Below are 25,205 nucleotides of genomic sequence, written 5' to 3' on the forward strand. Positions count from 1 at the left end.
GACGCTCACTCACCGCCTACGACCACTGACACCCCTTGGAATTTGTCATCTAGGCTCGCCCCGTGACCACCCCGACCGAGACCGCCGACCCCGAGGCCGTCGTCCGCGCCCTCGCCGCCCGCGCCCGAACGGCCGGCCAGGATCTCGCCCTGGCCACCCGTGCCACCAAGGACGCCGCGCTGGCCGCCATGGCCGAGGCGCTGATCGACCACAACGACGAGATCCTGGCCGCGAACGTCGAGGACGTCGCCCGTGCCGAGGCCGACGGGACCGACCCCGGGATCGTGGACCGGCTCCGCCTGACGACCGAGCGGCTCGAGGCGATGGCCGAGGGGCTGCGCCAGGTGGCGGGTCTCCCGGACCCGGTCGGGGAGGTCGTCCGGGGGAGCACCCTGGCCAACGGGCTGGAGCTGCGGCAGGTGCGGGTGCCCTTCGGTGTCGTGGGGATGATCTACGAGGCGCGGCCCAACGTGACCGCCGACGCCGCTGGCATCTGCCTCAAGTCGGGCAACGCCGTGCTGCTGCGGGGGTCCTCGAGCGCCGCGTCGTCCAACGCCGCCATCGTCGCCGTCCTGCGACGAGCCGTCGAGGCGGCCGGGCTGCCCGCCGACTGCGTCCAGCTGGTGCCGGCCGACACCCGGGCGACGGTGAGCGCGCTGATGCGGGCGCGCGGCCTGGTCGACGTACTGATCCCGCGAGGGGGAGCGGGGCTGATCCAACGGGTGGTGGAGGAGTCCACGGTGCCGGTGATCGAGACCGGGGTGGGCAACTGCCACGTGTACGTCGACACGGCTGCCGACCTCGACCAGGCGCTGTCGATCGTGCTCAACTCCAAGACCCACCGCACGAGCGTCTGCAACGCGGCGGAGTCGCTGCTCGTGCACGCGGATCTGGTCGAGGACTTCCTGCCGCGAGTCGTCGTGGCCCTGCAGGAGGCCGGTGTGACCGTCCACGGCGACGCGGCGACGGTGTCCCTGGCCGGGGTCGTGCCGGCCACCGACGAGGACCACGCCCGCGAGTACCTCTCCCTGGACATGTCGGTGGCGGTCGTGGCTGACGTGGAGGGCGCGATCCGGCACGTGCGGCGGTTCTCCAGCGGTCACACCGAGGCGATCGTCACCCGGGACCAGGCCACCGCTCGGCGGTTCGTGGCCGCCGTGGACTCGGCGGCCGTCGTGGTCAACGCCTCGACCCGGTTCACCGACGGTGGGGAGTTCGGCTTCGGCGCCGAGATCGGCATCAGCACCCAGAAGCTGCACGCTCGCGGACCGATGGGACTGCCCGAGATGACGTCGACGAAGTACGTCGTGACCGGCGACGGCCACGTCAGGTGAGGGCGGCCGCGGACCCCGGGTAGGGTCACCGCGTGGCCGAGCATCAGGGACTGTCCGTGCACGCCGACCCCGCGGCTGAGCGGCTCTGGACCGGAGCCACGATCATCACGTTTGTGCGCACGATCGCCTCCTTCGCGCTGTGCCTGGTCGGGGTCTGGCAGGAGGAGCTGGTCTGGCTCGTCGTGGGGCTGGGCGTCTACTGGGTCGGGGACATGGCGGACGGCGCCTACGCCCGTCGCTTCGACTGCGAGACGCGGATCGGCGGCGTGATGGACATGCTGTGCGACCGGCTGAACTGCGCCGCCTTCTACCTCGGGTTCGCCGCCCTGCAGCACGAGATGATCCTGCCGGTGGCGGTGTACCTCTTCGAGTTCATGGTGATCGACTTCTTCCTGTCGCTCGCCTTCCTCGCCTGGCCGATCCGCAGTCCCAACTACTTCTACGTGGTCGACGCGCGGATCTACCGCTGGAACTGGTCCAAGCCGGCCAAGGCGGTCAACTCGTCGCTCTTCGCGGTGCTCCTCCTGATCACCGGCTGGTGGTGGTTGGGCCTGATCATCGCCAGCGCCCTGGTGGTGCTCAAGTGCGTGTCGCTGAAGTGGCTGCTCGAGCTCGGGCTGCCTGTCCCGGAGCGCGCCCCCGCATGATCCTGCTGCTGACCACCTTCGTGGTCGCGCTGGGGTCGGCGTTGCTGCCGTTCATCAACATCGAGATCTACCTGGGTGGGATCTCCGGTGCCTCCGGGGTGGCCGACGTGACCGGCTGGGGTGCCGTGGGGATCGCCTTGGTGGCCAGCGCCGGCCAGACCGCGGGCAAGGTCGTCTGGTACGAGGTCGCTCGCCGCGGCATCGACACCGACTGGGCCCGCAAGAAGCTGTCCAACAACAAGCTCCAGGCCGCTCACGCCCGGTGGACCGAGCGGATGGAGGGGCGGCCGTGGTACGCCGGGGTCGTCATGCTGCTCGCGGCGTCGGTGGGGATCCCGCCGTTGCTGGTGATGGCGGTCGTGGCGGGCGCCCTGAAGATGCCGCTGTGGGTCTTCGTGCCGACGGTGTTCGTAGGTCGAGCCGCGCGGTTCTACCTGATCCTCGTGGGCGTTGACCTCCTCTTCCACTGACCCGTATACGCTGAGCGCCATGTCGCTGAGCTTGATCACCACCGCAGTCCTCCGTGCCTCCGAGGAGGCCGGCGACCCGGCCGTTCCGCCGTGGGTCATCGGCGCCATCGCCCTCGGCATCCTGCTCGCCCTGCTCCTCGGTCTGATCGCGTTCGGTGGAGGACGCGAGCACAGCTAGTGGTCCGTCAGCCCTCGTGACCCACCGTGCGATTGCGCGACGCCGGATCGGCGTCATGGGAGGCACCTTCGACCCCATCCATCACGGACACCTGGTCGCGGCCTCCGAGGCTCAGTCGTGGTTCGACCTCGACGAGGTCGTGTTCGTGCCGACCGGGCGCCCGTGGCAGAAGTCGGACCGCGTGGTCTCGCCGGCCGAGGACCGCTACCTGATGACGGTGGTCGCCACTGCGGCCAACCCCCGCTTCCGCGTCTCCCGGGTCGACATCGACCGAGACGGTCCGACGTACACGATCGACACGCTGCGCGACCTCGCCGTCGAGCTGCCCGATGCCGATCTCTACTTCATCACCGGCGCCGATGCCCTCGGCGACATCTTCAGCTGGCGCGATGCGGAGCGGGTCTTCGACCTGGCCCACTTCGTCGGCTGCACCAGGCCAGGGGCCGAGCTGGATCCCGCGACGGTCGACCTCATGCCGCACGACCGGGTCACGCTGCTGGAGATCCCCGCCCTGTCGATCAGCTCCACCGACTGTCGCCAGCGACAGCGTGAAGGCCGGCCCGTCTGGTACCTCGTCCCCGACGGGGTCGTCCAGTACATCACCAAGCACCGCCTCTACCCCATGGAAGACTCCTGATGACCGCCACTGACCATGCCCTCGAGCTCGTGCACGCCGCGGCCCGCGCCGCGGGCGACAAGCTCGCCCAGAAGATCATCGCCTTCGACGTCAGCGAGCAGCTGGCGATCACCGACGCCTTCGTGCTCGCCTCGGCCACCAACGACCGCCAGGTGAAGGCGATCGTCGACGAGGTCGAGGACAAGCTCCGAGAGATCGGTGCCAAGCCGATCCGCCGCGAGGGCGAGCGCGACGGGCGCTGGGTGCTCATCGACTACGGCGAGATCGTGGTGCACGTCCAGCACGAGGAGGAGCGTGACTTCTACGCCCTCGAGCGCCTCTGGCGCGACTGCCCGGTCATCGAGCTGCCCGCCGACGTCGCGGGTCCCGCTTCGCCCTCGGGAGCGCCTGACGGTGGTTGAGGTGCGAGCGAAGCGAGTCTCGCAACCTCGCACCCTGATCCTGCTCCGCCACGGCCGTACCGCCTGGAACCACGCCGGGCGGGTGCAGGGCCAGCTCGAGGTCGATCTCGACGATGTCGGCCGGGAGCAGGCCGAGCGGGTGGCCGACGTGATGGCCACGCTCTCACCCAGCCTGCTCTGGTGCTCCGACCTCGCCCGGACGCGCCAGACCTGCGCTCCGGTGGCCGCAGCGACCGGCCTCGTGCCGACGTACGACGCTCGCCTGCGCGAGTTCTTCTTCGGCGAGCGCGAGGGCCTGACCCACGGGGAGTACGCCGCGGCAGCCCCGGAGGAGTTCGAGCAGTTCCGGCGGGGGCACTACGACGCGTGTCCGAGCGCTGAGCGCACCTCCGCGGTCGAGATCCGGACGACCACCGTCCTGGGCGAGCTCCTGGCCGTCACCGAGCCCGGGGGGACCGCCCTGGCCGTCTCGCACGGCGCGGCAATCCGGGTGGCCACCGGTGCGCTGCTGGGCTGGCCGGACGACGCCTTCCACACCTTGCGGGGCCTCGACAACTGCGGATGGGTGGTCCTCCAGGAGCACCTGGACCTCCACGGGGTCGGCGCGCTGCGGCTGGTGGCCTACAACCGCACGGCCTGACACCCCGTTGATGGGGGGCGATTTCGCTTCGCGCGACGCGTTGGCTAAAGTACTCCGAGTTGCCCCACGGGGCAGCGGTTCGGGGCTGTGGCGCAGCTGGTAGCGCACCTGCATGGCATGCAGGGGGTCAGGGGTTCGAATCCCCTCAGCTCCACCGAGAGAAGTGCAGGTCCGAGGCGGTTTCCGGTCATCACCGGGGACCGCCTCGGACATTTTTGGGGCCAGGTCGGTCACCGATCGGTCACGGGACCGCGCAGGTCGTGCAGCCGCGTCCGGCGCACGCCGACCTCCCCTGGTCGGCCGGTGAGCCGTTTCGTGCCGGCGACCGCTGCCCGGCTCGGCAAGACCCAGTTCTAACCGTGCGCCACGTTGGCGCGGGGGTGGTCCACGGGGGCGCTGCGGCGCAGCTCCTCGGGGAACGGTGCCGGCCAGTGGTCGTCCTTGGTGACGGCGGGGAAGACGCGGTGCACGACGAGCCCTTCGTCGGTCTGCTCGCGCCAGGCCAGGCTGAAGGTCGTCTCATCGCGTTGGATCGGGGCATCGAGTGCCACCCGTCCCGGGTCGATGTCGTGGGCGATCAGCCACCTGGCGACGGCATCGCGTCGGGGCTCGTCGAGCTGCTCGAGAGGGCGGTGCAGGGTGAGCTGCGTGTCGGTGGTGTCGACGTCGTTGTCGAGGTGTGGGGGACCCTCGGTCATTGAGATTCCTGTCGATTGAACTCTGAACAGGTCAGGCCCATGTTGAATCACCGCGGCGGACCCGAAACGCAGATCGTGTGGTAAATCGGTGGCAACCCGAGTTGCCCGCTCACGAAGTGACCTACCCCACCCTCATCGGTCTAGTCCAATGGTCGCGGGGAGGCCGAGCTCCTCGGGGCCGCCGAGGGCGTGAGACCCGCGCAGGCCCGGAGCTGTTGGCGGACGTCGGCGAAATCCTCGACCGCCTGGCCCGCGATCGGTCGCGGGATGCCGGCGGAGTCGATGACCGCGGGCTCCCACTCGGACTCGGTCACGGTCGCGCGGCCCGCTCGTGAGGTCGGCGGGTCGACGGTCAGCGTGAGCACGCCCGTGGACGAGGTGTCGGGAGTCTGGGTGTACCAGAGGTAGTTGCCGAGCCCGTAGGCCACGTAGCCCTCGGTGCGACCGCCGAGGTAGCCGTCGCCTTGCAGGCGGTGGGCGTGGCTGCCGACGACGATGTCGGCGCCGGCGGCGACCACGCGTCGGGCGAGGACGCGTTGGGACTCGTCGGGGCACCGCTCTCCTTGGATGCCCCAGTGGAGGTAGACGAGAACGACATCGGCCGCGGCGTCTGCTGCGGAGACGGCCTCGAGCAGGCGGCGCGGTCGGATCGCGTCCGCAGTGCCGGGTACGCCGTCGGCGGCGGCCCACTGGCCGGTGCGGTCTGCCGTGGGGTCCAGGTCGGCGACAGTGGCGCCGACGGTGGCCACGACCGTGTGGTCCACGGCCGTGAGCGCCGGGCGGAAGGCCTCGTCGATGTCGGCGCCGAGGCCGACGACGGCGAGAGGCGGCCGGGCCGAGCGCGCGGCGTCGATGGCGTCGAACGTCTCCGCCAGCGCGTCTCGTCCGAAGTCGAGAGCATGGTTGTTGGCCATGGTCGCTACGTCGACGCCGGCGCGGGCCAAGGCGTCGAAGGCCGTCGGCGGTGCCTGGAAGGTGAACCGCTTGCCCCGCTCCGGCTGACCGCCGGTGCCCACCGACGTCTCGAGGTTGACGACGGCCACGTCCGCAGAGGCCAGGGCGTCACTGACGGGCAGGTGGGTTCTCCCCGGCGCGTCGAGGAGGCGACGCACCGTGCCCTCGAAGTGCACGTCGCCGGCCACCGCGATCGTCAGGGGAGTCGGGTCGGGGAGACCCGGCACTGTTGCTGACCCGGACGGAAGGACGGGGGTCGACGGGGGAGCAGGCGGTGCTGGGGACGGAGCTGCCACGGGCGGAGTGCTCGACGAGCACCCCGCGAGGGCCACCAGCAGCAGGGGAGCGAGCGCCCGTCTCGCCGTCGAACCAGCCGCCAGCCGCATGGGGTCGACCCTACTCGTGGCCACGGCACCGAGCCGGGCCGTGGATCTGCTCGCTGGTCGAGACCGAATGTAAACACTCGGTTTCAAGAGGCCTCTTGAATGAGATTGTCAGGCATTCTGACGATTCGCTCCGAGGTGGTCATCCCGGGCGCACCACTCCCACCAAAGAATCGAGCTCATCAGTGAGGAACTCCCGCGTTCTCATCGGCGTGACCAGTCTGGCCGTCGCCGCGACGACGGTGCTGGCCGGGCCATCGGTCTCAGCCGAACCGGGCGAGGCGCCTGCCACCCAGCAGGCCACCGCCGAACCGCCGTCCCCGACCAGCGGTGGTCGCGGAGCCGGCACGGCCACGGCCGTCGAGCCGCTCAGCACCGCGCAGCTGATCCGCCGGGCAGCCGAGACAGCCGTCTCGGGCGACCCCATCGTGATGCCGCAGTCCTACCCGTACCAGCCCGACCTCAGGATCTACCGCGACAACGACGACGACGCGGCGCACACCGCCGAGCTGCTCGGCCACCCCGACCTGGCGCCCCGCCTGCTGGACCTGATGTCACGCAGCGACCGGATCTCGACCCAGGTGGTCGGCCAGTCCAGCGAGGGGCGCGATCTGTACCTCGTGACTCTCACCGCTCCGGAGACGGCGGAGGAGACCGCCGAGCAGGCGGCCTGGAAGAACCTGATGAAGGACGACCCGGACGCTGCCGCGGCGAGCACCGAGCTGCTGAACAACTACAAGACCCCGATCTGGATCAGCAACAACATCCACGGCAACGAGTGGGAGGGGACCGACGCCGCCATGCAGTACGTCGAGTACCTCGCCACGGCGCCGCTCGTGGAGGTCGGCAGCATCCTGGCCAACAACCGGGTCTACTTCTCGCTCTCGCTGAACCCCGACGGCCGCACCAACGCCACCCGCGCCACCGCGATCGGCCTGGACCCCAACCGCGACATGATCACCAACGCGACCCCGGAGACGAAGTCGTTCATCCGGACCGCCCAGGCAGTCCAGCCCATCTACGCCGCCGACTTCCACGGGTACACGAGCGTGCTCCAGATGGAGCCCTGCGGTCCACCGCACGGCTCCAACTACGAGTACGACCTCTACATGCCGCACAACTATGCGCTCGCTCTCAAGGTCGAGAAGGACGTCGTCGACGCCGAGATCCCCGGCAACACCTACTTCAACGTCGACACGCGCCGGGTCGTGTCGGAGAACACCGGGCCGGAGACCGCCCATATCAAGATCCCCTACCGCGACACCCCCGACGGGTGGGACGACTTCCCGCCGATCTTCACGGCCCAGTACGCGGCGTTCTACGGCGCCGCCTCGGCCACGGTCGAGCTCCCCCTGAGCCGCGGAGCCGGCGGCGGTCGCCAGAGCCCGGAGCGTGCCGTGGTCAACACCGCGGTCGCCGTGCGGACGATGAAGAGCATCGTCGGCTACATGAACGTGGCCGGCCACGCCAAGGACATGATCAAGGGTCAGATCGAGGTCTTCCGTCGGGGTAGTGCCGGTGAGCCCAAGCAGGCTCTGACTCTGGACGACGTCGACGGCGTGCCCGGCCCGACCGAGTGGAAGCCGCTGTGGGACGTCGCCGACGACCAGGAGCCGGTGACGCTGCCGCGCGCCTACGTCATCCCCACCGGCGAGGGTCAGCGCTCGAGCAGCGATGCCTCGAGCCTGGTCGAGCAGCTGCTGACGCACGACGTCGAGGTGAGCACGCTGGACGCCGACGCCACCGTGGACGGGACGACGTACCCCGCTGGGTCCTACGTCGTCGACATGCACCAGCCCCTTCGTGGGCTGGCGAACGTGCTCCTCGACCTCGGCGAGGACATCTCGGCCAAGGTCCCCTCGATGTACGACATCTCCGCGTGGAGCTACTCGTACACGTGGGGCGCCACCGTCGACAAGGTCGGTCTGACCGAGGACGGACCGATCGGCGCCACCACGCCGATCGTGGAGGTCCCCGTGGATGCATCGGTCCCGACCACGCCCGGCTACCTGACCTTCGACGTGGCCGGCGTCTCCGACTACGAGGCCCTCAACGCCATCCTGGAGGAGGGCGCGCCGGTCTCGATGCTGGCCGACGGGTCGGCCGTCGTCGGGCCCGAGTCGTACGACGTGGCCGCAGCGGCGGCCGCAGAGTTCGACATCGCCATGGAGCCTGCGACTCAGGCGGACCTCGCCGCGCTGGGCTCGGAAGACACCAAGGCGCTGACTGACCTCACGATCGCCTACTCCGGCAACCAGGACGACTACCTGTCGCTGACCCAGCTGGGCTTCGACGACCTCGTGCCCGTCTCCCCGTCGAGCCTGAACTCGAGCCCCGAGGTGCTCGACGACGTCGACGTCGTCTGGGTCGGAGGCACCTTCAACCCCGGTGTCGGATCCGTCGGGGAGTCTGCGCTGTCGGACTTCCTCGACGACGGCGGCGCCCTGGTCGGCAAGGAGGGCGGCAACGGCAACACCGGCCTGTTCGGCTTCGCGAGCCGGGTCGGTCTGATGAGCGGTACCCGCATCGACGGCAACCGCTCGGGCAACGGCATCGTGGCGGTCGACACACCCGCCGGGTCGGTGCTCTCGCCGTACGCCCAGGACTACGCGTTCATCTACCCGGCCTACTCCTACGCCGACCTGGGTGAGGGCACGGTGGTCGAGCAGACCTACGACGCCGAGACGCCGTACCTGGCGGGTCACTGGCGCGCCACGAACGACACCAACGGTCCGGAGTCGGCGGCGGGCAACGCCGCGGCCGTCTCGGCCACCGACGAGGAGACCGGCGCCAAGGCGTTCGTCTTCGGGACCTCGCCGTTCTTCCGCACCCACCCCAAGGGCGGGCTGAGCTCCGCGGCGCGGGCGCTGTTCTGGGCTGCGCCTGAGGGAGACCCGGTGCTGGCTCCGACCGACACCGGTGTGACCGTGGCGCCTGTCGAGCCGGTGACCTACCCGGGTGCAGCGACTGTCGAGGTGACGGTCGCAGCAGGTGACGGCACGACGCCCGGCACCGTCGAGCTGGTGGCTGACGACGACGTGATCGGCACCGCGGAGGTCGCCGACGGGACGGCGAGCATCCCGGTCACCGGACTCACCCCCGGGACCACGGAGTTCGTCGCGGAGTTCACCCCGAGCTCTGCGACCTTCACGCCGTCGGCGAGTGACGTGGCCAGCATCGAGGTCGCCAAGGCGAGCTCGACGCTGAAGCTGAAGGCGAAGAAGGTCGCCAAGAAGGGTCGCAAGGTGCGGGTGACGCTGTCCCTCACCGTCCCGGACGTCTCGACTCGCGGCAAGGTCACGCTGATCGACAACGGCACGAAGCGTCGTGTGGTCACCGTGGAGTCCGGCGCGGTCAAGGTCGTGACGCTCAAGCTGGGCAAGGGCAAGCACAAGCTGCGCGGCGTCCTGGCCGCCACGGGCCTGGTGAAGCGCTCGACCGACCGGACGCGGATCACGATCCGCTAGCCGCCACGCGGTCAGCAACCGCCCGTCAAGGGGCCGGCACCCTCGGGGTGTCGGCCCTTTCGGCGTGCCCTACCGCCTCCGCCAGCTCGCGGTGGCGAGCACACCAGCAAGACTGGCCCCATGTCCCGGGACTCGCTGCTTCGACTGCTCGCCGACCCCCCGAGCCTTCCCGTCGCCGCCGGACTGGAGCAGGTGACGGCGGCACTGACCGACAATGGGGCCGCCGTGGTCCAGGCGCCGCCGGGCAGCGGCAAGACCACGCTGGTGCCACCGGCGGTCGCGCTCGCGGTAGCCGGACGGGTCGTGGTGACCCAGCCACGACGCCTCGCCGCCCGCGCGGCGGCGGCGCGGCTGGCCCACCTCCTCGGCGAGCCCGTGGGTGAGACCGTCGGGTACGCCGTCCGAGGCGATCGACGTGGGGGACCGGCCACGCAGGTCGAGTTCGTCACGACGGGGGTGCTGCTTCGTCGCCTCCAGCGCGACCCCGAGCTGCCCGGGATCGGGGTCGTGATCCTCGACGAGGTCCACGAGCGCCGGCTCGACGCCGACCTGACCCTCGCCCTCCTGGTCGACGTGCGCCGCCACCTGCGCGAGGACCTGCCGATGGTCGCGATGTCGGCGACTGTCGAGGCCGAGCGCACGGCCCGGCTGATCGGTGGTGACCGCCCGGCGACGGTGGTCACCGTCCCCGGCTCGCTGCACCCCGTCGACGTCCGCTGGGCGCCGCCACCTCCCGGCGTACGTCCCTCCGACGACCGGGGGATCACACCGGCCTTCCTCGACCACGTCGCCTCCACCGTGCGTCGGGCCCTGGCAGCGACGAGCGGAGACGTGCTCGCCTTCCTGCCCGGTGCCCGCGAGGTCGACCAGGTCGTCCGACGCCTCCAGGGCGAGCCGGACATCGACGTCCGACCGCTGCACGGCCGCCTCGCCGGCGCCGATCAGGACCGGGCCCTCACCCGGGGTCCGCGCCGTCGCGTCGTCGTCTCGACCGCCGTGGCCGAGTCGTCGCTGACCGTCCCCGGCGTCCGCGCCGTCGTCGACGCGGGCCTGTCCCGGGAGCCACGCACCGATCACCGACGTGGACTCGCCGGTCTCGTGACGGTGCGAGTCAGCCGAGCCTCGGCCGAGCAACGCGCCGGTCGCGCCGGACGTGAGGGTCCGGGGGCCGCCTACCGTTGCTGGACCGCGTCCGAGCACCCCCACCTGCTTGCCCACCCGTTGCCGGAGATCACGACCGCCGACCTCACGTCCTTCGCCCTCGAGGCAGCGGTGTGGGGCGCCCCGCGCGGCGAGGGCCTCGCCCTGCTCGACCCACCGCCGCCGGCTGCTCTCAACGCGGCGCTCGGCATCCTGATCGACCTCGACGCCGTGGGCCGCGACGGAGCCGTCACCGAGCGCGGGCGCGCGATCGCCCGTCTGGCTACCGACCCACGCCTGGGCCGTGCGCTGCTGTCCGGCGCCCCCCTGGTCGGCGCCCGGCGGGCCGCCGAGGTCGTGGCCCTGCTCGCCGAGGACGTGCGCGCGCCCGGAGCCGACCTCGTGGCCGCCTTGCGGGGCCTGCGGGCCGGGGGCAGCGGAGGGGAGTCCGGTGCGTGGCGGACCGCCGTACGGCGCCTGCTCGGCTCCTTGCCCGATGACGTGCGGGCGCACCAGGGGGAAGGTTCGCTCGGTGACGACCTCGCGGTGGGTGCGGTGGTCGCCCTGGCGCACCCTGACCGCATCGCCCGGCGGCGTCCGGGATCGCAGTCGTTCCTCATGGTCTCCGGGACGGGGGCGGTCCTGCCGGGCGAGGCGACAGCGCTGAGTGGGATCGAGTGGCTGGCGATCGCCGATGCCGACCGCCGTCCCGGTGCCCGGGAGGCGCTCGTGCGGTCCGCGGCGCCGCTGGAGGAGTCGCTGGCCCTCGAGGCGGCGGCCGGGCGCTGGCAGGAGGTCGACGAGGTGCGCTGGAGCGAGGGGCGGATCATCAGTCGGCGCGTCACCCGGCTGGGCGCGATCGAGCTGAGCAGCGGCCCGATCGCCGACCCGGACCCCCTGGCCGTCGCCGCCGCCGTGAGTGACGGGCTCGCCCGCGCCGGGCTCGGGGTGCTGCGCTGGACCGACGGCGCCGCTGCGCTGCGAGCGAGACTCGCGTTCCTGCACTGCACGTTCGGTGAGCCCTGGCCCGACGTCGGCGACGAGGCACTGCTGCGGGGCGTCGAGACCTGGCTCGGCGCCGACCTGGCGCGCGTGCGCACCACCGCCGACCTGCGCCGGGTCGACGTCCACTCCGCTCTCCGGCGGCTGCTCCCGTGGCCCGAGGCGGGTCGTCTGGACGAGCTCGCGCCGGAGCGGCTCGCCGTGCCCAGCGGGAGCACCGTGCGCCTCGACTACGGCCCGGACCAGCCGGTGCTCGCCGTCCGCGTCCAGGAGATGTACGGCGCCGCCGCGACGCCGCGGATCGCGGACGGCCGGGTGGCGGTGCTGCTCCACCTGCTCTCGCCCGCCGGCCGGCCGGCCGCGGTCACCGCCGACCTCGAGTCGTTCTGGACGACCGGCTACCCCGGCATGCGTGCCGAGCTTCGCGGCCGCTACCCCAAGCACTCCTGGCCCGAGGACCCGGCGACCGCGGCGCCGTTGAAGGGCACCAAGCGCCGCGGCTGATGCTCCACCGCCCTCAGCTGACCGACAGCTCCGACCAGTCGACGTTCGCGGTGCGCTCCTGATACTCGCTCACCCTGCCCGGCCAGTTGGTCGTGATCCGCGGACCGTCGACGTACCAGCTCTCGCAGCCGGTCCACGCGGTGTCGGCGAGCCGGGTCTGCATCTCGGTGTCGTAGGCGTGGTAGACCTCCTCGCGCACCTCGACACGCCGGGCATCGGAGTCGGCGAGGCGCCGTGCGACCTGGGCGACGTAGGCGGCCTGTGCCTCCATCATCCCGATGATCGAGCTGCCGCCGAGGTTGGTGTTGGGGCCGTAGATCGCGAAGAAGTTGGGGAAGCCGGGAACGGCCAGACCGAGGTGGGCACGAGCGCCTCCCGACCAGGCCTCGTGCAGGTCGGCGCCGTCGGCCCCGGTCACCTCGATGTCGGCGAGGAACGCGGTGGCGGCGAAGCCGGTACCCCAGATGATCACGTCGGCCTCGTGGAGCGCACCGGTGTCGTCACGCACGCCGGTCGGCTCCACGGCGGTCACGCCGTGGGTGACGACCGCGACGTGGTCGCGGTCCAGGGCCGGGTACCAGTCGTTGGAGAAGAGGATCCGCTTGCAACCGATGTCGTAGTCGGGCACGAGCTTCTTGCGCAGCGACGCGTCCTTGACCTGACGGCGCAGGTGGAGCTTCCAGGCGGTGCCCATCGCGGCCAGCAGCGCCTTGGACCAGCGCACCTGTCCGCCGAGCGCGGCGTTGAGGAGCTCGGTCAGCTTGAAGGTCGTCGCCCGCTCGATCGTGAGCAGCCGCGGCCAGCGGTCGAAGGCGCGGTGGTGGCGCGGGCGGTACTCCTGGTCGGGCTTCGGCACGACGTACGGCGCCGAGCGCTGGAAGACCGTCATCTCGGCCACCCGGTCGACGATGCCGGGCACGAACTGGATCGCGCTGGCACCGGTGCCGATCACGGCCACCTTCTTGCCGGCCAGGTCGATGTCGTGGCGCCACTGGGCCGAGTGGAATGCGGGGCCGGCGAACGAGTCGGCGCCCGGCAGCCGCGGGATCACCGGGTTGGACAGCTGGCCCACCGCGGAGACGACGAGGTCGGCCTCGTACGTCGTGCCCTCGGACGTGGTGACGGTCCAGGTGGCGCCGTCCTTCTGCAGGACGCACGAGCTCACCGAGGCTCCGGTGACGACGAGGTCGGTGAGGCCCTCGCGCTCGGCCGACTCGCGCAGGTAGGCGAGGATCTCGGGCTGCTTGGAGTAGCGACGACCCCAGGCCGGGTTGACCGCCCACGACCACGAGTACAGCGGCGACGGCACGTCGCAGGCGGCGTCGGGGTAGGTGTTGTCGCGCCACACCCCGCCGACTCCGTCGGCACGCTCGAGCACGGTGATGTCGGTGACTCCCTGCTGGCGCAGGGCCCGGGCGGCACCCAGCCCCCCGAAGCCGGCTCCGATGATGATGACGCGAGGGCCTGATCCACGTGCGACGCTGCTCATGACTCGAACCTAGGCGCTGGTCCGGGGCCGGGGCAGGCCCGCCTGGTCGGACGGTTGATAATTCCGGACATGTCCTCGTCGTCGCCGCGGCCGCAGCGCCTGGACCCGGTCGCCGAGGACTGGGACTTCCCTCGCTCCTCGACAGGCCTACGGGTGCTGCTCGCCTTCGCTCGCGAGGCCGGGCTCTCCCCGCGCGCGACCATGGTCGGGACCGGTCTGGATGCCGGGGACGTGCTCGCCACCGGTGGTCGGGACCGTGCCGTCGAGGTCACGGCGGCGCAGGAGTTGCGCGTGGTGAGGACCCTGCACCGCACGCTGGGCGACGTCGGTGCACTCGTGGGCGAGCGCTACGAGGCCGCGACGTTCGGTGCGTTCGGCTACGCGATGCTGGCCAGCCCCACTGTGCTGGACGCGATGTCGGTGGCGGTCAGCTTCATCGACCTGAGCAACGCGTTCGCTCTCCCTCGGGCGGAGATCCAGGGGGACCGCGTGGTCGTGACGGTGTCGGGGGACGGGCTGCCCGGCGACGTGCGCCGGTTCCTCGTCGAGCGGGACGCCGTCGCGGTCCGGCGCGTGCTCGAGAGCCTGGTGCCGGGCGGGGTCGGCTCGACGCTCACGTGGGGAGACTCCGCGGCGTCGATCGAGTTCGGCGCCGATCAGCTCGATCGTCCGCTGCCCGAGCGGAGTCCGCAGCGGCGGGCTCTCGCCGAGCAGGTGTGCGGCGACATCGTCGGGGCCAGACGGGCTCGCACCGGACTCGCCCAGGACGTGCGAGTCCTGATCACCCAACGCCTCGAACGCGGGGCACCCATGGACGAGGTCGCCTCCGCCCTGGCCGTGAGCGAGCGGACGCTGCGCCGACGACTACGGGTCGAGGGCACCGGATACCAGGAACTGCTCGACGAGGTCCGTTCCTCGATGGCCTCGGCCCTGCTCAACGGTCGATCGACGATGCCCGTGGCGGTCGTGGCGGCCCGACTCGGGTACGCCGATGCGGCGGCTCTCGCGCATGCGCGGGCGCGCTGGCGCCGTACGGGACGAGCGTGAAGGACTGCGGACGGCCAGTCGTCGGACGCCGTTCACCTCACGGCAACCGTGGACACTCCGAGGCTCAATATTTTCGCCGACATGACCCCCCTTGAGCCCACGACCGAACGTCGTCTCATCCCCCTGACCCCCCTCTCCCCGAGCGGCCCGCACGGGTCACGCAGCAACATGACGTGCTTCTTCCGGTGCGGCAACGCGTGCGACCACCCCGAGCCCAACCGGACCGAGAACGGTCACATCCAGGACGAGATCGCCAAGGCGGTCCAGCGCCGCACCGTGCTCGGCGGCGCCGCCGCGGGTGCCGGTGCGCTCGTGCTCGGAGGACTGCTGTCACCGGCCGCCGCGGCCACCGGCACCACCGTGGTCACCGGACGTCCCGGAGGCTCCGTGGACGCGCGCGCGACCAAGCCGGACCTGGCCAAGGCGACCTTCCGCCCGGTCAAGCCCAACAGGCGGGATGCGGTGGTGACGGCGCGCGGCTACACCAGCTCCGTCGTCATCGGCTGGGGTGACCGCGTCGTACCGGGGGCCCCGCGCTTCGACGCCTACAAGCAGACTCCCGAGGCCGCGAAGATGCAGTTCGGCTACAACTGCGACTACGTGGGCGTGCTGCCGCTGCGCGGCGACCACGCACTGCTCGTGGTCAACCACGAGTACACCGACGAGAACATCATGTTCCCCGCCGACACCTACACCGACGCCGAGATCAAGGCGATCGCGATGAGCAACCACGGAATGTCGGTCGTGCGGATCAAGCGCGGCAAGGCGCCCGGTTCGTGGAAGCAGGTCAAGAACCTGAAGAAGTGCCCGGAGAACAAGCGATACCACATCGAGACGCTCTTCAAGCTCGACGGACCTGCTGCTGGGGACGAGCGCCTGCAGACCTCGGTCGACCCGACCGGCACGCGCGCCCGTGGCACGCTGAACAACTGCGCCGGGGGGACGACCCCGTGGGGCACTGTGCTGTCGGGTGAGGAGAACTTCAACCAGTACTTCGACGCCTCCGATGGTCTCGACGAGCGCTACACCGCCGAGTACGCCCGGTACGGGATCACCGGAAGCGGCCGCGGCTGGAGCGAGGTCGACCCCCGCTTCGACCTGACCAACGAGCCGCACGAGGCGCACCGCTTCGGGTGGATCGTCGAGATCGACCCGATGAACCCCAAGGTCACCCCGCGCAAGCACACGATGCTCGGACGCTTCAAGCACGAGGGCGCCAACATCATCATCTCGAAGACCGGGCACGCGGTCGCCTACATGGGCGACGACGAGCGCGGCGACTACCTCTACAAGTTCGTCTCGGCGAAGAAGTTCGACGCGCGTAAGTCGCGCAAGGCCCACCGCCACAACAAGGAGCTGCTCAGCCAGGGCACGCTCTACGTCGCCAAGCTGCTCGGCGACGGCTCCGAGGACGGTCTGTACGACGGCACCGGCCGCTGGATCAAGCTGACCACCGACACCGAGTCCTTCGTGCCCGGCATGTCGGTCGCCGACGTACTGATCTTCACGCGCCTGGCCTCGGACCTCGTCGCGCCGACCAAGATGGACCGTCCGGAGGACGTCGAGCCCAACCTCGTCAACGGCAAGGTGTACGCGGCACTGACCAACAACTCCAACCGGGGCAGCGCGGCGATGCCGGTCGACGAGGCGAACCCTGTCGGCAGCTCGATGGTGCGGGCCTCCCTCGACGCTCCGCTCACCGAGGCCTCGGGCAACCGCAACGGCTACGTCCTGGAGATCTCGGCCGTCGAGGGCAACCACTCGCGCAACGACTTCACCTGGGACCTGATGCTCGTCTGCGGCGATCCGTCGGCGGCCGAGACCTACTTCGGCGGGTTCGACAAGTCGAAGGTCAGCCCGATCAGCTGCCCCGACAACGTCAGCTTCGACAGCGACGGCAACCTGTGGATCTCCACCGACGGCAACGTCCTGGGCTCCAACGACGGCATCTTCCGAGTGCCGGTCTCCGGGCCCAACCGGGGCCAGGTCCTGCAGTTCGTCACCATGCCGCTGGGCGCCGAGGCGTGCGGGCCGCTCATCACCGACAACAACCGGTCGCTGTTCTTCGCGGTCCAGCACCCGGGCGAGATCGACGGAGCGACGTTCGAGAGCCAGGCCAGCACCTGGCCGCACACCAACGACTACCCGCGACCCGCCGTCTGCGTCGCGTACAAGGACCGCTGAGCACGTCGGGCGGCCGGGGTGATCAGGTGATGGTCATCCCGCCGTCGACGGCGAGGGTCTGCCCGGTGACGTAGCCGGCCGCGTCGGAGGCCAGCCACACGATCGTGGCTGCGAGCTCCACCGGGTCGCCCTTGCGTCCCATCGGGATCCGGGCGCCCATCGAGTCCAGGTAGCCGTCGGGGTACTGGTCGGTCATCTCGGAGGTGAAGAAGCCGGGCGCGATGGCGTTGACGCGGATGCCCTTGCGCCCGGTCCACTGCTGGGCCAGGTCGCGCGTCATCCCGATCAGGCCCGCCTTGGAAGCCGCGTAGGCGGCCTGGGGGAGTCCGGCCGTGGTCAGGCCGAGGACCGAGGAGATGTTGATGATGCTCGAGCCCGGCTGCATCACGCGCCCGCAGGCCTGGGCCATCCAGTAGCAGCCGTTGAGGTTGACGTCGATGACCTGACGGAACTCCTCGGGAGTCTCGCGGGTGGCCGGGACCGCCGTACCGATGCCGGCGTTGTTGACCAGGATGTCGACGCGGCCGAACTCCTCTATCGCCAGCGCCACCAGGTTCGAGCAGGAGTCGGGGTCGGCGACGTCGGTGGCCACGGTCAGTGCACGACGCCCGGCGCCCTCGACGAGCGCCGCGGTCTCGGCGAGCCGGTCGACGCGGCGCGCCCCGAGTGCGAGGTCGGCGCCCGCCTCGGCCAGGCTCTGGGCGAAGGCGACACCCAGGCCGCTGGAGGCGCCGGTGACGACGGCTACCTTGCCGTCGAGACGGAACAGGTCGTTGACAGTGTGTTCAGGCATGTCCTGATCGTAGGGTGACCCATTCCGAGCTGACCCTGACCTCCCACGGCGACGCTCCGTCCGCGTGGCACCACCGAGCCGGGAGCGAGGCGTGGACGACTCCCGCCGGGCGCCCGTGCGTCGTGATGGCCCACGGCTTCGGCGCGACCAAGGACGCCCGTCTGACGCCGTTCGCCGAGCGGTTCGCCGCGGCCGGCGACACGATCGCGCCGCCGTCCGCGGTGGAGCGGGTCGCCCGCAGGGCGCGGGGGCGGGTCGAGGTCGAGCGCTTCGACGTCGGCCACTTCGACATCTGCGTCGGTGAGGTCTCCGAGAAGTCGGTCGCCGCCCAGGTCGCCTTCCTCGACTCCGTGCTCACGCGCTAGCATGTGCTCATGAGCACGCCCACCCTGCTCCTTGGACAGCCGCGCTGATCACTCGTTGATCGCGCGGCCACCCCTCCATGCGAGGGGTTTTTTCATGTCCAGAGCACGTACGTCCCAGATGCAGCGCCCGAGCAGGAGAAACCGATGGCCGAGCAGCCCGCCAACGCCGAGCAGTCCACCGCAGAGCAGCCCACGTCGTACGACGCCGCGGCGATCGAGCAGAAGTGGCAGCAGGTCTGGGACGACCTCGACCCGTTCCGGGCCGACGACGCCGCGGTGGCCTCGGGCGAGAAGCAGGGCCGCTACGCGCTGACGATGTTCCCCTACCCGAGCGGCGACCTGCACATGGGTCACGCCGAGGTGTTCGCGCTGCACGACGTGATCGCGCGCTACTGGCGCTTCCGCGGGTTCGAGGTCCTCAACCCGATGGGGTGGGACTCCTTCGGGCTGCCCGCCGAGAACGCCGCCATCCGCAACGACGAGCACCCGGCGACGTACACCTACGCCAACATCGAGACCCAGGCGGAGTCGATGCGCGCCTACGGGCTGTCGTTCGACTGGTCGCGACGCCTGCACACCTCCGACCCCGAGTACTACCGGTGGACGCAGTGGCTGTTCCTGAAGTTCCGCGAGCGTGGCCTGGCCTACCGCAGGAAGAGCCCGGTCAACTGGTGCCCCAACGACCAGACCGTGCTGGCCAACGAGCAGGTCGTCGACGGCGCCTGCGAGCGCTGCGGTGCCGTGGTGACCAAGCGCGACCTGACGCAGTGGTACTTCAAGATCACCGAGTACGCCGAGCGTCTGCTGGCCGACCTGGACACCGTCGCCGACGACTGGCCGAACCGCGTCGTGGTGGCGCAGCGCAACTGGATCGGGCGCTCCGAGGGCGCCCACGTGGACTTCGCCGTCACCGGTCGCGACGAGCCCGTGACGGTCTACACGACGCGCCCCGACACGCTGTACGGGGCGACGTTCATGGTCGTCGCGGCGGACGCCGACCTGGCCGCCGAGATCGTCAGCGACGAGCAGCGCCCCGCCTTCGAGGCCTACCGCGACGAGATCCGCAAGGCCTCCGACATCGACCGCCTGGCCACCGACCGGCTCAAGAGCGGAGTCGACCTGGGAGTCACCGCGACCAACCCGGTCAACGGCGAGGAGGTGCCGGTCTGGGCCTCCGACTACGTGCTGGCCGACTACGGCACCGGCGCGATCATGGCGGTGCCCGCCCACGACCAGCGCGACCTGGACTTCGCCCGCGCCTTCGACCTGCCGGTACGACGTGTGGTCGACACCGGGGAGGAGAACCCCGAGGAGAGCGGCGTCGCGACGGCCGGTGACGGTGCCTACGTCAACTCCGGCCCGTTGGACGGGATCACCGACAAGGCGGCCGGCATCGCGACCATGATCGAGGTGCTGGCCGAGCGCGGCACCGGCACGAGCACGGTCAACTACCGGTTGCGCGACTGGCTGCTGAGCCGCCAACGCTTCTGGGGCTGCCCGATCCCGGTGATCCACTGCCCGTCGTGCGGCGAGGTCGACGTACCCCTGGACCAGCTGCCCGTCGAGCTGCCCGAGCTGAAGGGTGCCGACCTGAAGCCCAAGGGCGTCTCGCCACTGGCGGCCGCCGAGGACTGGGTCAACGTCGACTGCCCGTCGTGTGGCGGTCCGGCCAAGCGGGACAGCGACACGATGGACACCTTCGTCGACTCGTCGTGGTACTTCCTGCGCTTCACCTCGCCCGGCTTCACCGAGGGTCCCTTCGACCCCGAGAAGCTGGCGACCTGGGGCAACGTCGACCAGTACGTCGGCGGGCTGGAGCACGCCGTGCTGCACCTGCTGTACGCCCGCTTCTTCACCAAGGTGCTGCACGACATGGGCATGCTGGACTTCGTCGAGCCCTTCCAGCGCCTGCTGGGCCAGGGCGTGGTCATCAACGAGGGCAAGAAGATGTCCAAGTCGTTGGGCAACGGCGTCAACCTCGGCACCCAGCTGACCGAGTTCGGCGTCGATGCCGTGCGTCTGACGCTGGTCTTCGCGAGCCCGCCCGAGGACAACATCGACTGGGCCGACGTGTCCCCGGCCGGCTCGCAGAAGTTCCTCCAGCGGGCGTGGCGGCTGAGCGGCGACGTCACCTCCGAGCCGGGAGTGTCGTACGCCGACGGCGACGTCGCGCTGCGCCGAGTCACCCACCGCACGGTCCACGACGCCGAGGGCCTGATCGAGTCGCAGCGCTTCAACGTCGTCGTCGCCCGCGTCATGGAGCTGGTCAACGCCACCCGCAAGGCCGTCGACTCCGGCGCCGGTCCGGCCGACCCGGCCGTGCGCGAGGCGGCCGAGGTGGTCGCGGTGCTGCTGTCGCTGGTCGCGCCGTACGTCGCCGAGGAGATGTGGGAGCGCCTGGGCCACCAGCCCACCATCAGCCACGCGCCGTGGCCGACGGTCGATCCCGCGCTGCTGGTCGAGGACACGGTCACGGCCGTCGTCCAGATCCAGGGCAAGGTCAAGGCACGGCTGGAGGTCGCACCCGCGATCACGGCCGCCGACCTGGAGTCGCTGGCCCTGGCCGACGACACCGTGGTCGCCGCGATCGCCGGCCGGGAGATCCGCAAGGTGATCGTGCGCGAGCCGAAGCTGGTCAACGTCGTCGTCTGAACGACCTGCGTCGGTGCTGGCCGAAAACGTTCCGCTGCGTCGATCCACGTGTCATCCTTTCCGGGCGCGGCGCCGCCGAGCGATGGCGGTGGAGGTATGCGTCGTGGGGTTGAACGTGGGTCGTCACCGAGCCGGGCTGGCCGTGGCGGCAACGCTGCTGCTCGTCCAGGGCTGCTCCGGCTCGGACGCGGATCCTGCTGCGGAGGCGGGTCCGGCTGCCGCAGGGGCGGCATCGTCCCCAGGCTCCGAGGCGGCGCCCCCGGGCACGGGTGCGCCATCGCAGAGCGGGGTGAGGAGTGACGGTCCGAGAGGCGCGACGTCGTCGCCCGGTTCCGGGGAAGGATCGACCGATCCTGGCCGTACCGCCCCACCGGGGACGCCCGACGAGGTGGATCCTCCGGGGGAGGGGCAGGTCGGAGCCGAGACCGTGAGCGGGACGGTCGTCTCGGCGACCGAGGGACGTGCGACGGTCCAGGCGAACCGCTCGGAGGTGGTGGTCGTCTGGGGTCCCGCCGTGGAGATCGTCCGACTCGGCTCACTGGACCGGAAGAAGATCAAGGTCGGTGCCTGCGTGCTGGCGCTGCCCCAGCGCGGCGACGGCGTGCAGGGCCAGGACTTCTCGGCCGGGCTGGTGCGGGTGCTGGCGAGCTCAGGACGGTGTCAGGGAGCCCAGGGCGGTGCTGACGGCCAGGACGGTCGCGACCCCGGTGGGTCGGTCACGATGGATGGTCCGGGAGTCGTCGGTGCCGTCACCGAGGTCTCCGGCACGACGTTGGTGGTGCGCCCGTCGTCGGGGCCGTCGGAGAGTCTGGTCACCGTCACCACGACGAGCCAGACCCGCTACACCAGCGCTGCCACGCAGGATGCCGCCCCGGCCGGCACCACGATCGAGGCGGGGGACTGCCTGACGGCGTACGGCGCCGCGAGCCCCTCGGGCGAGGGAGTCCGCGCGACCCGACTGCGAGTGAGCGACCCGGGCCCGGGACGTTGTCCCGAGGTGTCGGTGTCCTGAGCCGGGCACCGTACGGCTCAGGACACGGCCGGCTCCGGCTGCGGGGGAACGACGAAGGCGTTGTTGACCGCGTCCGACCCGTGCTCGGCCAGCTCGGGGAACCGGATGCCGGGCAGGAGAGCGACGTCGAAGATCTCCTCGACCAGGTCCTCGAAACGGATGAAGCCCACCGTGGCGCCGGTCTCGACGTTGACGACCCAGATGCCGCACTGACGGTCCTCGAGGCGAGCCGTCAGAGGGAGGCCGCCGAAGGTGTTGGCCTCGCGCACCTCGGACAGCCCGATGAAGGCAAGGGGGCCGGCGAACGCGAGCCCGCGGGTGAAACCGGGCAGCTGTGCGACGGTCTCCACGGTCCCGCTCGCGAGGTCCACCGTTGCCAGGCTTCCCTCGCCCGACTCGAGCACCCAGAGGCGGCCGTTGTGCCATCGCGGTGAGTGCGGCATGGAGAGGCCGGTGACGGCGATCTCGTTGGAGTCCACGTCGATGATGACCCCGCCGTGCGCCTTGTCAGCACGCCAGCCGCCGGCGGTGTCCGTCGTGCCCAGTGCGGTGACATGGGTGATCCTGTCGTCGCGCACCGCAAGCCCGTTGAGGTGGCAGCGGTCCTCCGGTGCCAGCGCGCTGATGAAGGACGGACGCCACCGGGGGACGAAGCTGTGCTCCCCGTCGAGAGTTGCCAGGCACGAGAATCGGGTGGCCACCACCCAGAGCTCGTCGCCGGCCCAGGCCACGTCGTGGATCCTGATGTCGCCGGTGTAGGCCGTGGAGCGTGGCACGAAGCAGGCGTCGTGGCGTCCGGGCGGCGAGAGCCGCTCGGTGAGCTGGGGGAGGTTCTGGTAGTTCATCACCTGGGTACGCGTGCCCACCGCGAGGCGACCCTTGCGGTAGGCGATTCCCATGGGACTCTCGAGCGGACGGAAGTGCGTGTTGAGCTTGCCGTCCAGCGCCCGCACGGCCACGAGCTTGCCGGTCTGGTAGGTCGAGGCCAGGAGGCTCGTGCCGAGGGAGTCGAGGAGCTCGGGCATGTTGGCCGTGTTGACGCTGCGGTACGGCGACGTCGGTGCCGGTGGAGCATCGTCCAGGCGGGGGCGCAGGGTGATCGGCGAGGTCAGCGCCGCGCGGCCGCGGCGCGCCGCGTCTGCGGTGGCGGGGAGCACCCGCTCCAGCAGGTCGGCGTGCTGGCGCCACTTGTCCGGCGCCGGCGGCGTCAGGGTGTAGCGCGAGAGGGGCAGCTGGTCGTCGAGCTGTCGGTCCCACGCGATGTCGAGGAACTGGCACAGGCGCTCGGTCTCGGCCTGCGGGTCGGCCAGGAACTGGTGATAACCCACCACCGCCCACTGCGTCTGTGGCAGGTGCTCCAGGTCCGTCAGCAGGATCTCGGAGGCCATCCGCCACTGCTCGGCGACCACCTCGGGCAGCTGGGCCCCGGCGAGCTTGCGCCACTCGGGGACGAGCAACAGCGACCACGGGGGGCCCTGCCACTCGGGCAGGTCGGGATAGGTCACGAAGCGCCGCGACTCCCAGGCAGCGATCATGCTGCTGAGACTCTCGGCCGGGTCGCGCTGCACGAACACGAAGCGAGCGTCGGGATAGGCGGCATGCAGGAACGGCACCCGCAGGGAGTTCTTGGGGGTCTTCTCGAGCAGGCGCAGGCCGGTCGCGCCGGGCTCCGGGGGTTGTCCGTTCCGGTCGCGGAGGCCGCGCAGGAAGTTGGCCTCGAGCTGCGAGATCACCTGTGGCTTGGCGTCCTGGAGCCCCAACCGGTTGCTGTCCCATCCTCGGGAGGCAGGGTGCAGGGCCTCGACGCTCTCGATGGCGGCGTGGCTCTCGTCGCCGATCGTCCACACCGAGGGGGACAGGGCCAGGGTCTCGAAGAGCAGCGTGGTGCCGGATCGAGGTGGTGCCACGATGAAGATGGGCCGGTCGAAGGGCCGCCGGCGACCTCGACGGGAACGAGCAGCACCGTCCATCGGGCGGCGTGCAGCCGGGGTCCCCGGCTGTTGGCCTGCCTGTTGGCCCGCGTGCGACTCCGGCTGGGGCGGCTCCGAGGCCGGCGGAGCCGCGAGTCCTCGCCCGGCGTCGCTACGCCGGGCGGTCTCGGTGCGGGGTCGGATGGCGGGCTCGATCACCACCTGTCGTGCCACGACGACCGGGTCGGTGCCGTTGTCCAGTCGCAGCTGGCCGGCGAACTGCGCGAGGTCGCGGGCGAAGCCGTCGCGAAGCGCCTCGAACTGCCCGACGGGGCCGTCGTGCTCGGCGGTCTCGGCCCACAGGGAGCGCCACTGGTGGACGAAGCGTCTGCACGCGTCGCCGAGGCGAGATGCTGTCGGGTGCTGTGCGTCGAGCCCCTTCAGGACCAGCTCCTCCACGTGCTGCTCGACCTCCCACGGAGTCATCAGCGAGGGGAAGTTGTGCCGCTCGATAGCCAGCTCGGGCACGGACCCGGGCACGTGCTGGACCAGGCGCGGCGCGAAGCCGTCGTTGCCGATGGCTGTCTCGAACGGGCGCGCGCCCTTGCCGACGAGATCCCAGAAGTGCGCGGAGCCCACGGTGTCGGCGACGAGGTGGATGCGACGGTCGCCGGTGTTGTTGACGACGTTGTGCGGTCGCCAGGTGTCGAAGATCCACGACTGCCCGGCCGGCATGTGCAGCGACTTGTCGGCGCAGTGGAACGAGATCGACTCACTGGTGAGGATCGGCACGTGGATCCGCACCCGCTCGGCCCAGTAGTAGTTGGTGTCCACGTGCAACGTCGCCTCGGTGTTGCCGTCCAGGCGCATCAGACGCGCCCGTCCGATGACGGTCTGGAAGCTGGCCAGCACCTGCTGCAGGTACTCGAGGTGCGCGAGGTTCGGTGTGGGAGCCATGGCACCGCGCGTCGCGTCGTTGAGGGGGTCGCCGTCGACGGCGAGAAGCGGGAGCGCCCAGTTGCCGGGGTTGCCCTGGGGATGCGGTCGCCAGGCATCCTCGGGCACGGCGAGCACCTCGGTACGCAGCCGCTCGGCGTCGAAGTCGAGAGGGAGCCGGATGAACTCAGTGTCCAGTCGCACCGGCACAGCAAAGCACCATCCGTGCCCGGCCGTGCAGGAAATGTTCATTATCGTCACGGCGAGTCGAACGCAACCTCGCGCCGTGACTAGACCGGTAAAATTTCATCCTTGTCGGACCTAGGCATTCGGTGTCACGATCCGTCCGGCTCGTCGCCTGT

General features: G+C 70.8%; 19 protein-coding genes and 1 tRNA gene. 15 read left to right on the plus strand and 5 right to left on the minus strand.

Annotated features, from left to right (window positions below; translation table 11 throughout):
- Nucleotides 1-62: 62 nt before the first annotated feature.
- The 8 genes from Q1K33_RS03555 to Q1K33_RS03590 all read left to right on the plus strand — a co-directional run bounded on the left by Q1K33_RS03555 (nt 63) and on the right by Q1K33_RS03590 (nt 4,461).
- Nucleotides 63-1,334 (plus strand): glutamate-5-semialdehyde dehydrogenase, encoded by a 1,272-nt coding sequence (locus Q1K33_RS03555; RefSeq protein WP_300400667.1) that lies wholly within the window; start codon nt 63-65, stop codon nt 1,332-1,334.
- A gap of 32 nt (nt 1,335-1,366) precedes the next feature.
- Nucleotides 1,367-1,981 (plus strand): CDP-alcohol phosphatidyltransferase family protein, encoded by a 615-nt coding sequence (locus Q1K33_RS03560; RefSeq protein ID WP_300400670.1) that lies wholly within the window; start codon nt 1,367-1,369, stop codon nt 1,979-1,981.
- On the plus strand, nt 1,978-2,451 hold the full coding sequence (locus Q1K33_RS03565) for a VTT domain-containing protein (protein WP_300400672.1): 474 nt from the start codon (nt 1,978-1,980) through the stop codon (nt 2,449-2,451). The genes Q1K33_RS03560 and Q1K33_RS03565 overlap by 4 nt, the downstream gene beginning before the upstream one ends.
- A gap of 19 nt (nt 2,452-2,470) precedes the next feature.
- Nucleotides 2,471-2,629 (plus strand): hypothetical protein, encoded by a 159-nt coding sequence (locus tag Q1K33_RS03570; RefSeq protein WP_300400674.1) that lies wholly within the window; start codon nt 2,471-2,473, stop codon nt 2,627-2,629.
- A gap of 31 nt (nt 2,630-2,660) precedes the next feature.
- Complete coding sequence (gene nadD / locus Q1K33_RS03575; RefSeq protein ID WP_300400914.1) at nt 2,661-3,266, plus strand: nicotinate-nucleotide adenylyltransferase; 606 nt, start codon at nt 2,661-2,663, stop codon at nt 3,264-3,266.
- A complete protein-coding gene (gene rsfS / locus Q1K33_RS03580; protein WP_300400676.1) occupies nt 3,266-3,667 on the plus strand; it encodes a ribosome silencing factor in 402 nt (133 codons plus the stop codon). The genes nadD and rsfS overlap by 1 nt, the downstream gene beginning before the upstream one ends.
- A 1-nt stretch (nt 3,668) precedes the next feature.
- Complete coding sequence (locus Q1K33_RS03585) at nt 3,669-4,307, plus strand: histidine phosphatase family protein (RefSeq protein WP_300400678.1); 639 nt, start codon at nt 3,669-3,671, stop codon at nt 4,305-4,307.
- 81 nt (nt 4,308-4,388) lie between these two features.
- Nucleotides 4,389-4,461, plus strand: a tRNA-Ala gene (locus tag Q1K33_RS03590).
- Between the two features lie 199 nt (nt 4,462-4,660).
- Here the strand turns inward: Q1K33_RS03590 and Q1K33_RS03595 are convergent.
- A complete protein-coding gene (locus Q1K33_RS03595; protein ID WP_300400681.1) occupies nt 4,661-5,005 on the minus strand; it encodes a hypothetical protein in 345 nt (114 codons plus the stop codon).
- 140 nt (nt 5,006-5,145) lie between these two features.
- Nucleotides 5,146-6,186 (minus strand): CapA family protein, encoded by a 1,041-nt coding sequence (locus tag Q1K33_RS03600; protein WP_300400683.1) that lies wholly within the window; start codon nt 6,184-6,186, stop codon nt 5,146-5,148.
- Between the two features lie 368 nt (nt 6,187-6,554).
- On the opposite strand from Q1K33_RS03600, the gene Q1K33_RS03605 reads away from it, so the two are divergent.
- Both Q1K33_RS03605 and hrpB read left to right on the plus strand, forming a co-directional pair.
- On the plus strand, nt 6,555-9,809 hold the full coding sequence (locus Q1K33_RS03605) for a M14 family metallopeptidase (protein ID WP_300400686.1): 3,255 nt from the start codon (nt 6,555-6,557) through the stop codon (nt 9,807-9,809).
- Nucleotides 9,810-9,929: 120 nt separating this feature from the next.
- Complete coding sequence (hrpB, locus tag Q1K33_RS03610; protein ID WP_300400688.1) at nt 9,930-12,455, plus strand: ATP-dependent helicase HrpB; 2,526 nt, start codon at nt 9,930-9,932, stop codon at nt 12,453-12,455.
- A 13-nt stretch (nt 12,456-12,468) separates the two neighbouring features.
- Here hrpB and Q1K33_RS03615 read toward each other — a convergent pair whose 3' ends face one another.
- Nucleotides 12,469-13,944 (minus strand): NAD(P)/FAD-dependent oxidoreductase, encoded by a 1,476-nt coding sequence (locus Q1K33_RS03615; RefSeq protein ID WP_300400691.1) that lies wholly within the window; start codon nt 13,942-13,944, stop codon nt 12,469-12,471.
- Between the two features lie 69 nt (nt 13,945-14,013).
- Here Q1K33_RS03615 and Q1K33_RS03620 point away from each other — a divergent pair, with 69 nt between their 5' ends.
- The gene (locus tag Q1K33_RS03620) at nt 14,014-14,991 is read left to right on the plus strand and encodes an AraC family transcriptional regulator (RefSeq protein WP_300400694.1); all 978 of its coding nucleotides are present in this window, start codon (nt 14,014-14,016) and stop codon (nt 14,989-14,991) included.
- Nucleotides 14,992-15,072: 81 nt separating this feature from the next.
- Complete coding sequence (locus Q1K33_RS03625) at nt 15,073-17,175, plus strand: PhoX family phosphatase (protein ID WP_300400696.1); 2,103 nt, start codon at nt 15,073-15,075, stop codon at nt 17,173-17,175.
- Nucleotides 17,176-17,197: 22 nt separating this feature from the next.
- Here Q1K33_RS03625 and Q1K33_RS03630 read toward each other — a convergent pair whose 3' ends face one another.
- Nucleotides 17,198-17,968, minus strand: a complete 771-nt coding sequence (locus Q1K33_RS03630) for a 3-oxoacyl-ACP reductase family protein (protein ID WP_300400699.1) — start codon at nt 17,966-17,968, stop codon at nt 17,198-17,200.
- A 14-nt stretch (nt 17,969-17,982) separates the two neighbouring features.
- On the opposite strand from Q1K33_RS03630, the gene Q1K33_RS03635 reads away from it, so the two are divergent.
- The 3 genes from Q1K33_RS03635 to Q1K33_RS03645 all read left to right on the plus strand — a co-directional run bounded on the left by Q1K33_RS03635 (nt 17,983) and on the right by Q1K33_RS03645 (nt 21,997).
- A complete protein-coding gene (locus Q1K33_RS03635; protein ID WP_300400701.1) occupies nt 17,983-18,333 on the plus strand; it encodes a hypothetical protein in 351 nt (116 codons plus the stop codon).
- Nucleotides 18,334-18,477: 144 nt separating this feature from the next.
- Complete coding sequence (gene leuS, locus Q1K33_RS03640) at nt 18,478-20,985, plus strand: leucine--tRNA ligase (RefSeq protein ID WP_300400703.1); 2,508 nt, start codon at nt 18,478-18,480, stop codon at nt 20,983-20,985.
- A gap of 427 nt (nt 20,986-21,412) precedes the next feature.
- Nucleotides 21,413-21,997, plus strand: coding sequence for a hypothetical protein (locus Q1K33_RS03645; RefSeq protein ID WP_300400706.1), 585 nt, complete (start codon nt 21,413-21,415; stop codon nt 21,995-21,997).
- Between the two features lie 17 nt (nt 21,998-22,014).
- Here the strand turns inward: Q1K33_RS03645 and Q1K33_RS03650 are convergent, their stop codons facing one another.
- Nucleotides 22,015-25,047, minus strand: a complete 3,033-nt coding sequence (locus Q1K33_RS03650) for a TIGR03032 family protein (protein ID WP_300400708.1) — start codon at nt 25,045-25,047, stop codon at nt 22,015-22,017.
- Nucleotides 25,048-25,205: the final 158 nt, after the last annotated feature.

Source organism: Nocardioides sp., assembly GCF_029937575.1.
GTDB lineage: Bacteria > Actinomycetota > Actinomycetes > Propionibacteriales > Nocardioidaceae > Nocardioides.

What these genes read in the sequence shown, in the direction of transcription:
- rsfS (WP_300400676.1), top strand. Translation starts at nt 3,266, where the DNA reads ATGACCGCCACTGACCATGCCCTCGAGCTCGTGCACGCCGCGGCCCGC.
- Q1K33_RS03630 (WP_300400699.1), bottom strand. Translation starts at nt 17,968, where the DNA reads ATGCCTGAACACACTGTCAACGACCTGTTCCGTCTCGACGGCAAGGTA.
- Q1K33_RS03625 (WP_300400696.1), top strand. Translation starts at nt 15,073, where the DNA reads ATGACCCCCCTTGAGCCCACGACCGAACGTCGTCTCATCCCCCTGACC.
- Q1K33_RS03615 (WP_300400691.1), bottom strand. Translation starts at nt 13,944, where the DNA reads ATGAGCAGCGTCGCACGTGGATCAGGCCCTCGCGTCATCATCATCGGA.
- Q1K33_RS03565 (WP_300400672.1), top strand. Translation starts at nt 1,978, where the DNA reads ATGATCCTGCTGCTGACCACCTTCGTGGTCGCGCTGGGGTCGGCGTTG.
- hrpB (WP_300400688.1), top strand. Translation starts at nt 9,930, where the DNA reads ATGTCCCGGGACTCGCTGCTTCGACTGCTCGCCGACCCCCCGAGCCTT.
- leuS (WP_300400703.1), top strand. Translation starts at nt 18,478, where the DNA reads ATGGCCGAGCAGCCCGCCAACGCCGAGCAGTCCACCGCAGAGCAGCCC.
- Q1K33_RS03595 (WP_300400681.1), bottom strand. Translation starts at nt 5,005, where the DNA reads ATGACCGAGGGTCCCCCACACCTCGACAACGACGTCGACACCACCGAC.
- Q1K33_RS03570 (WP_300400674.1), top strand. Translation starts at nt 2,471, where the DNA reads ATGTCGCTGAGCTTGATCACCACCGCAGTCCTCCGTGCCTCCGAGGAG.
- Q1K33_RS03620 (WP_300400694.1), top strand. Translation starts at nt 14,014, where the DNA reads ATGTCCTCGTCGTCGCCGCGGCCGCAGCGCCTGGACCCGGTCGCCGAG.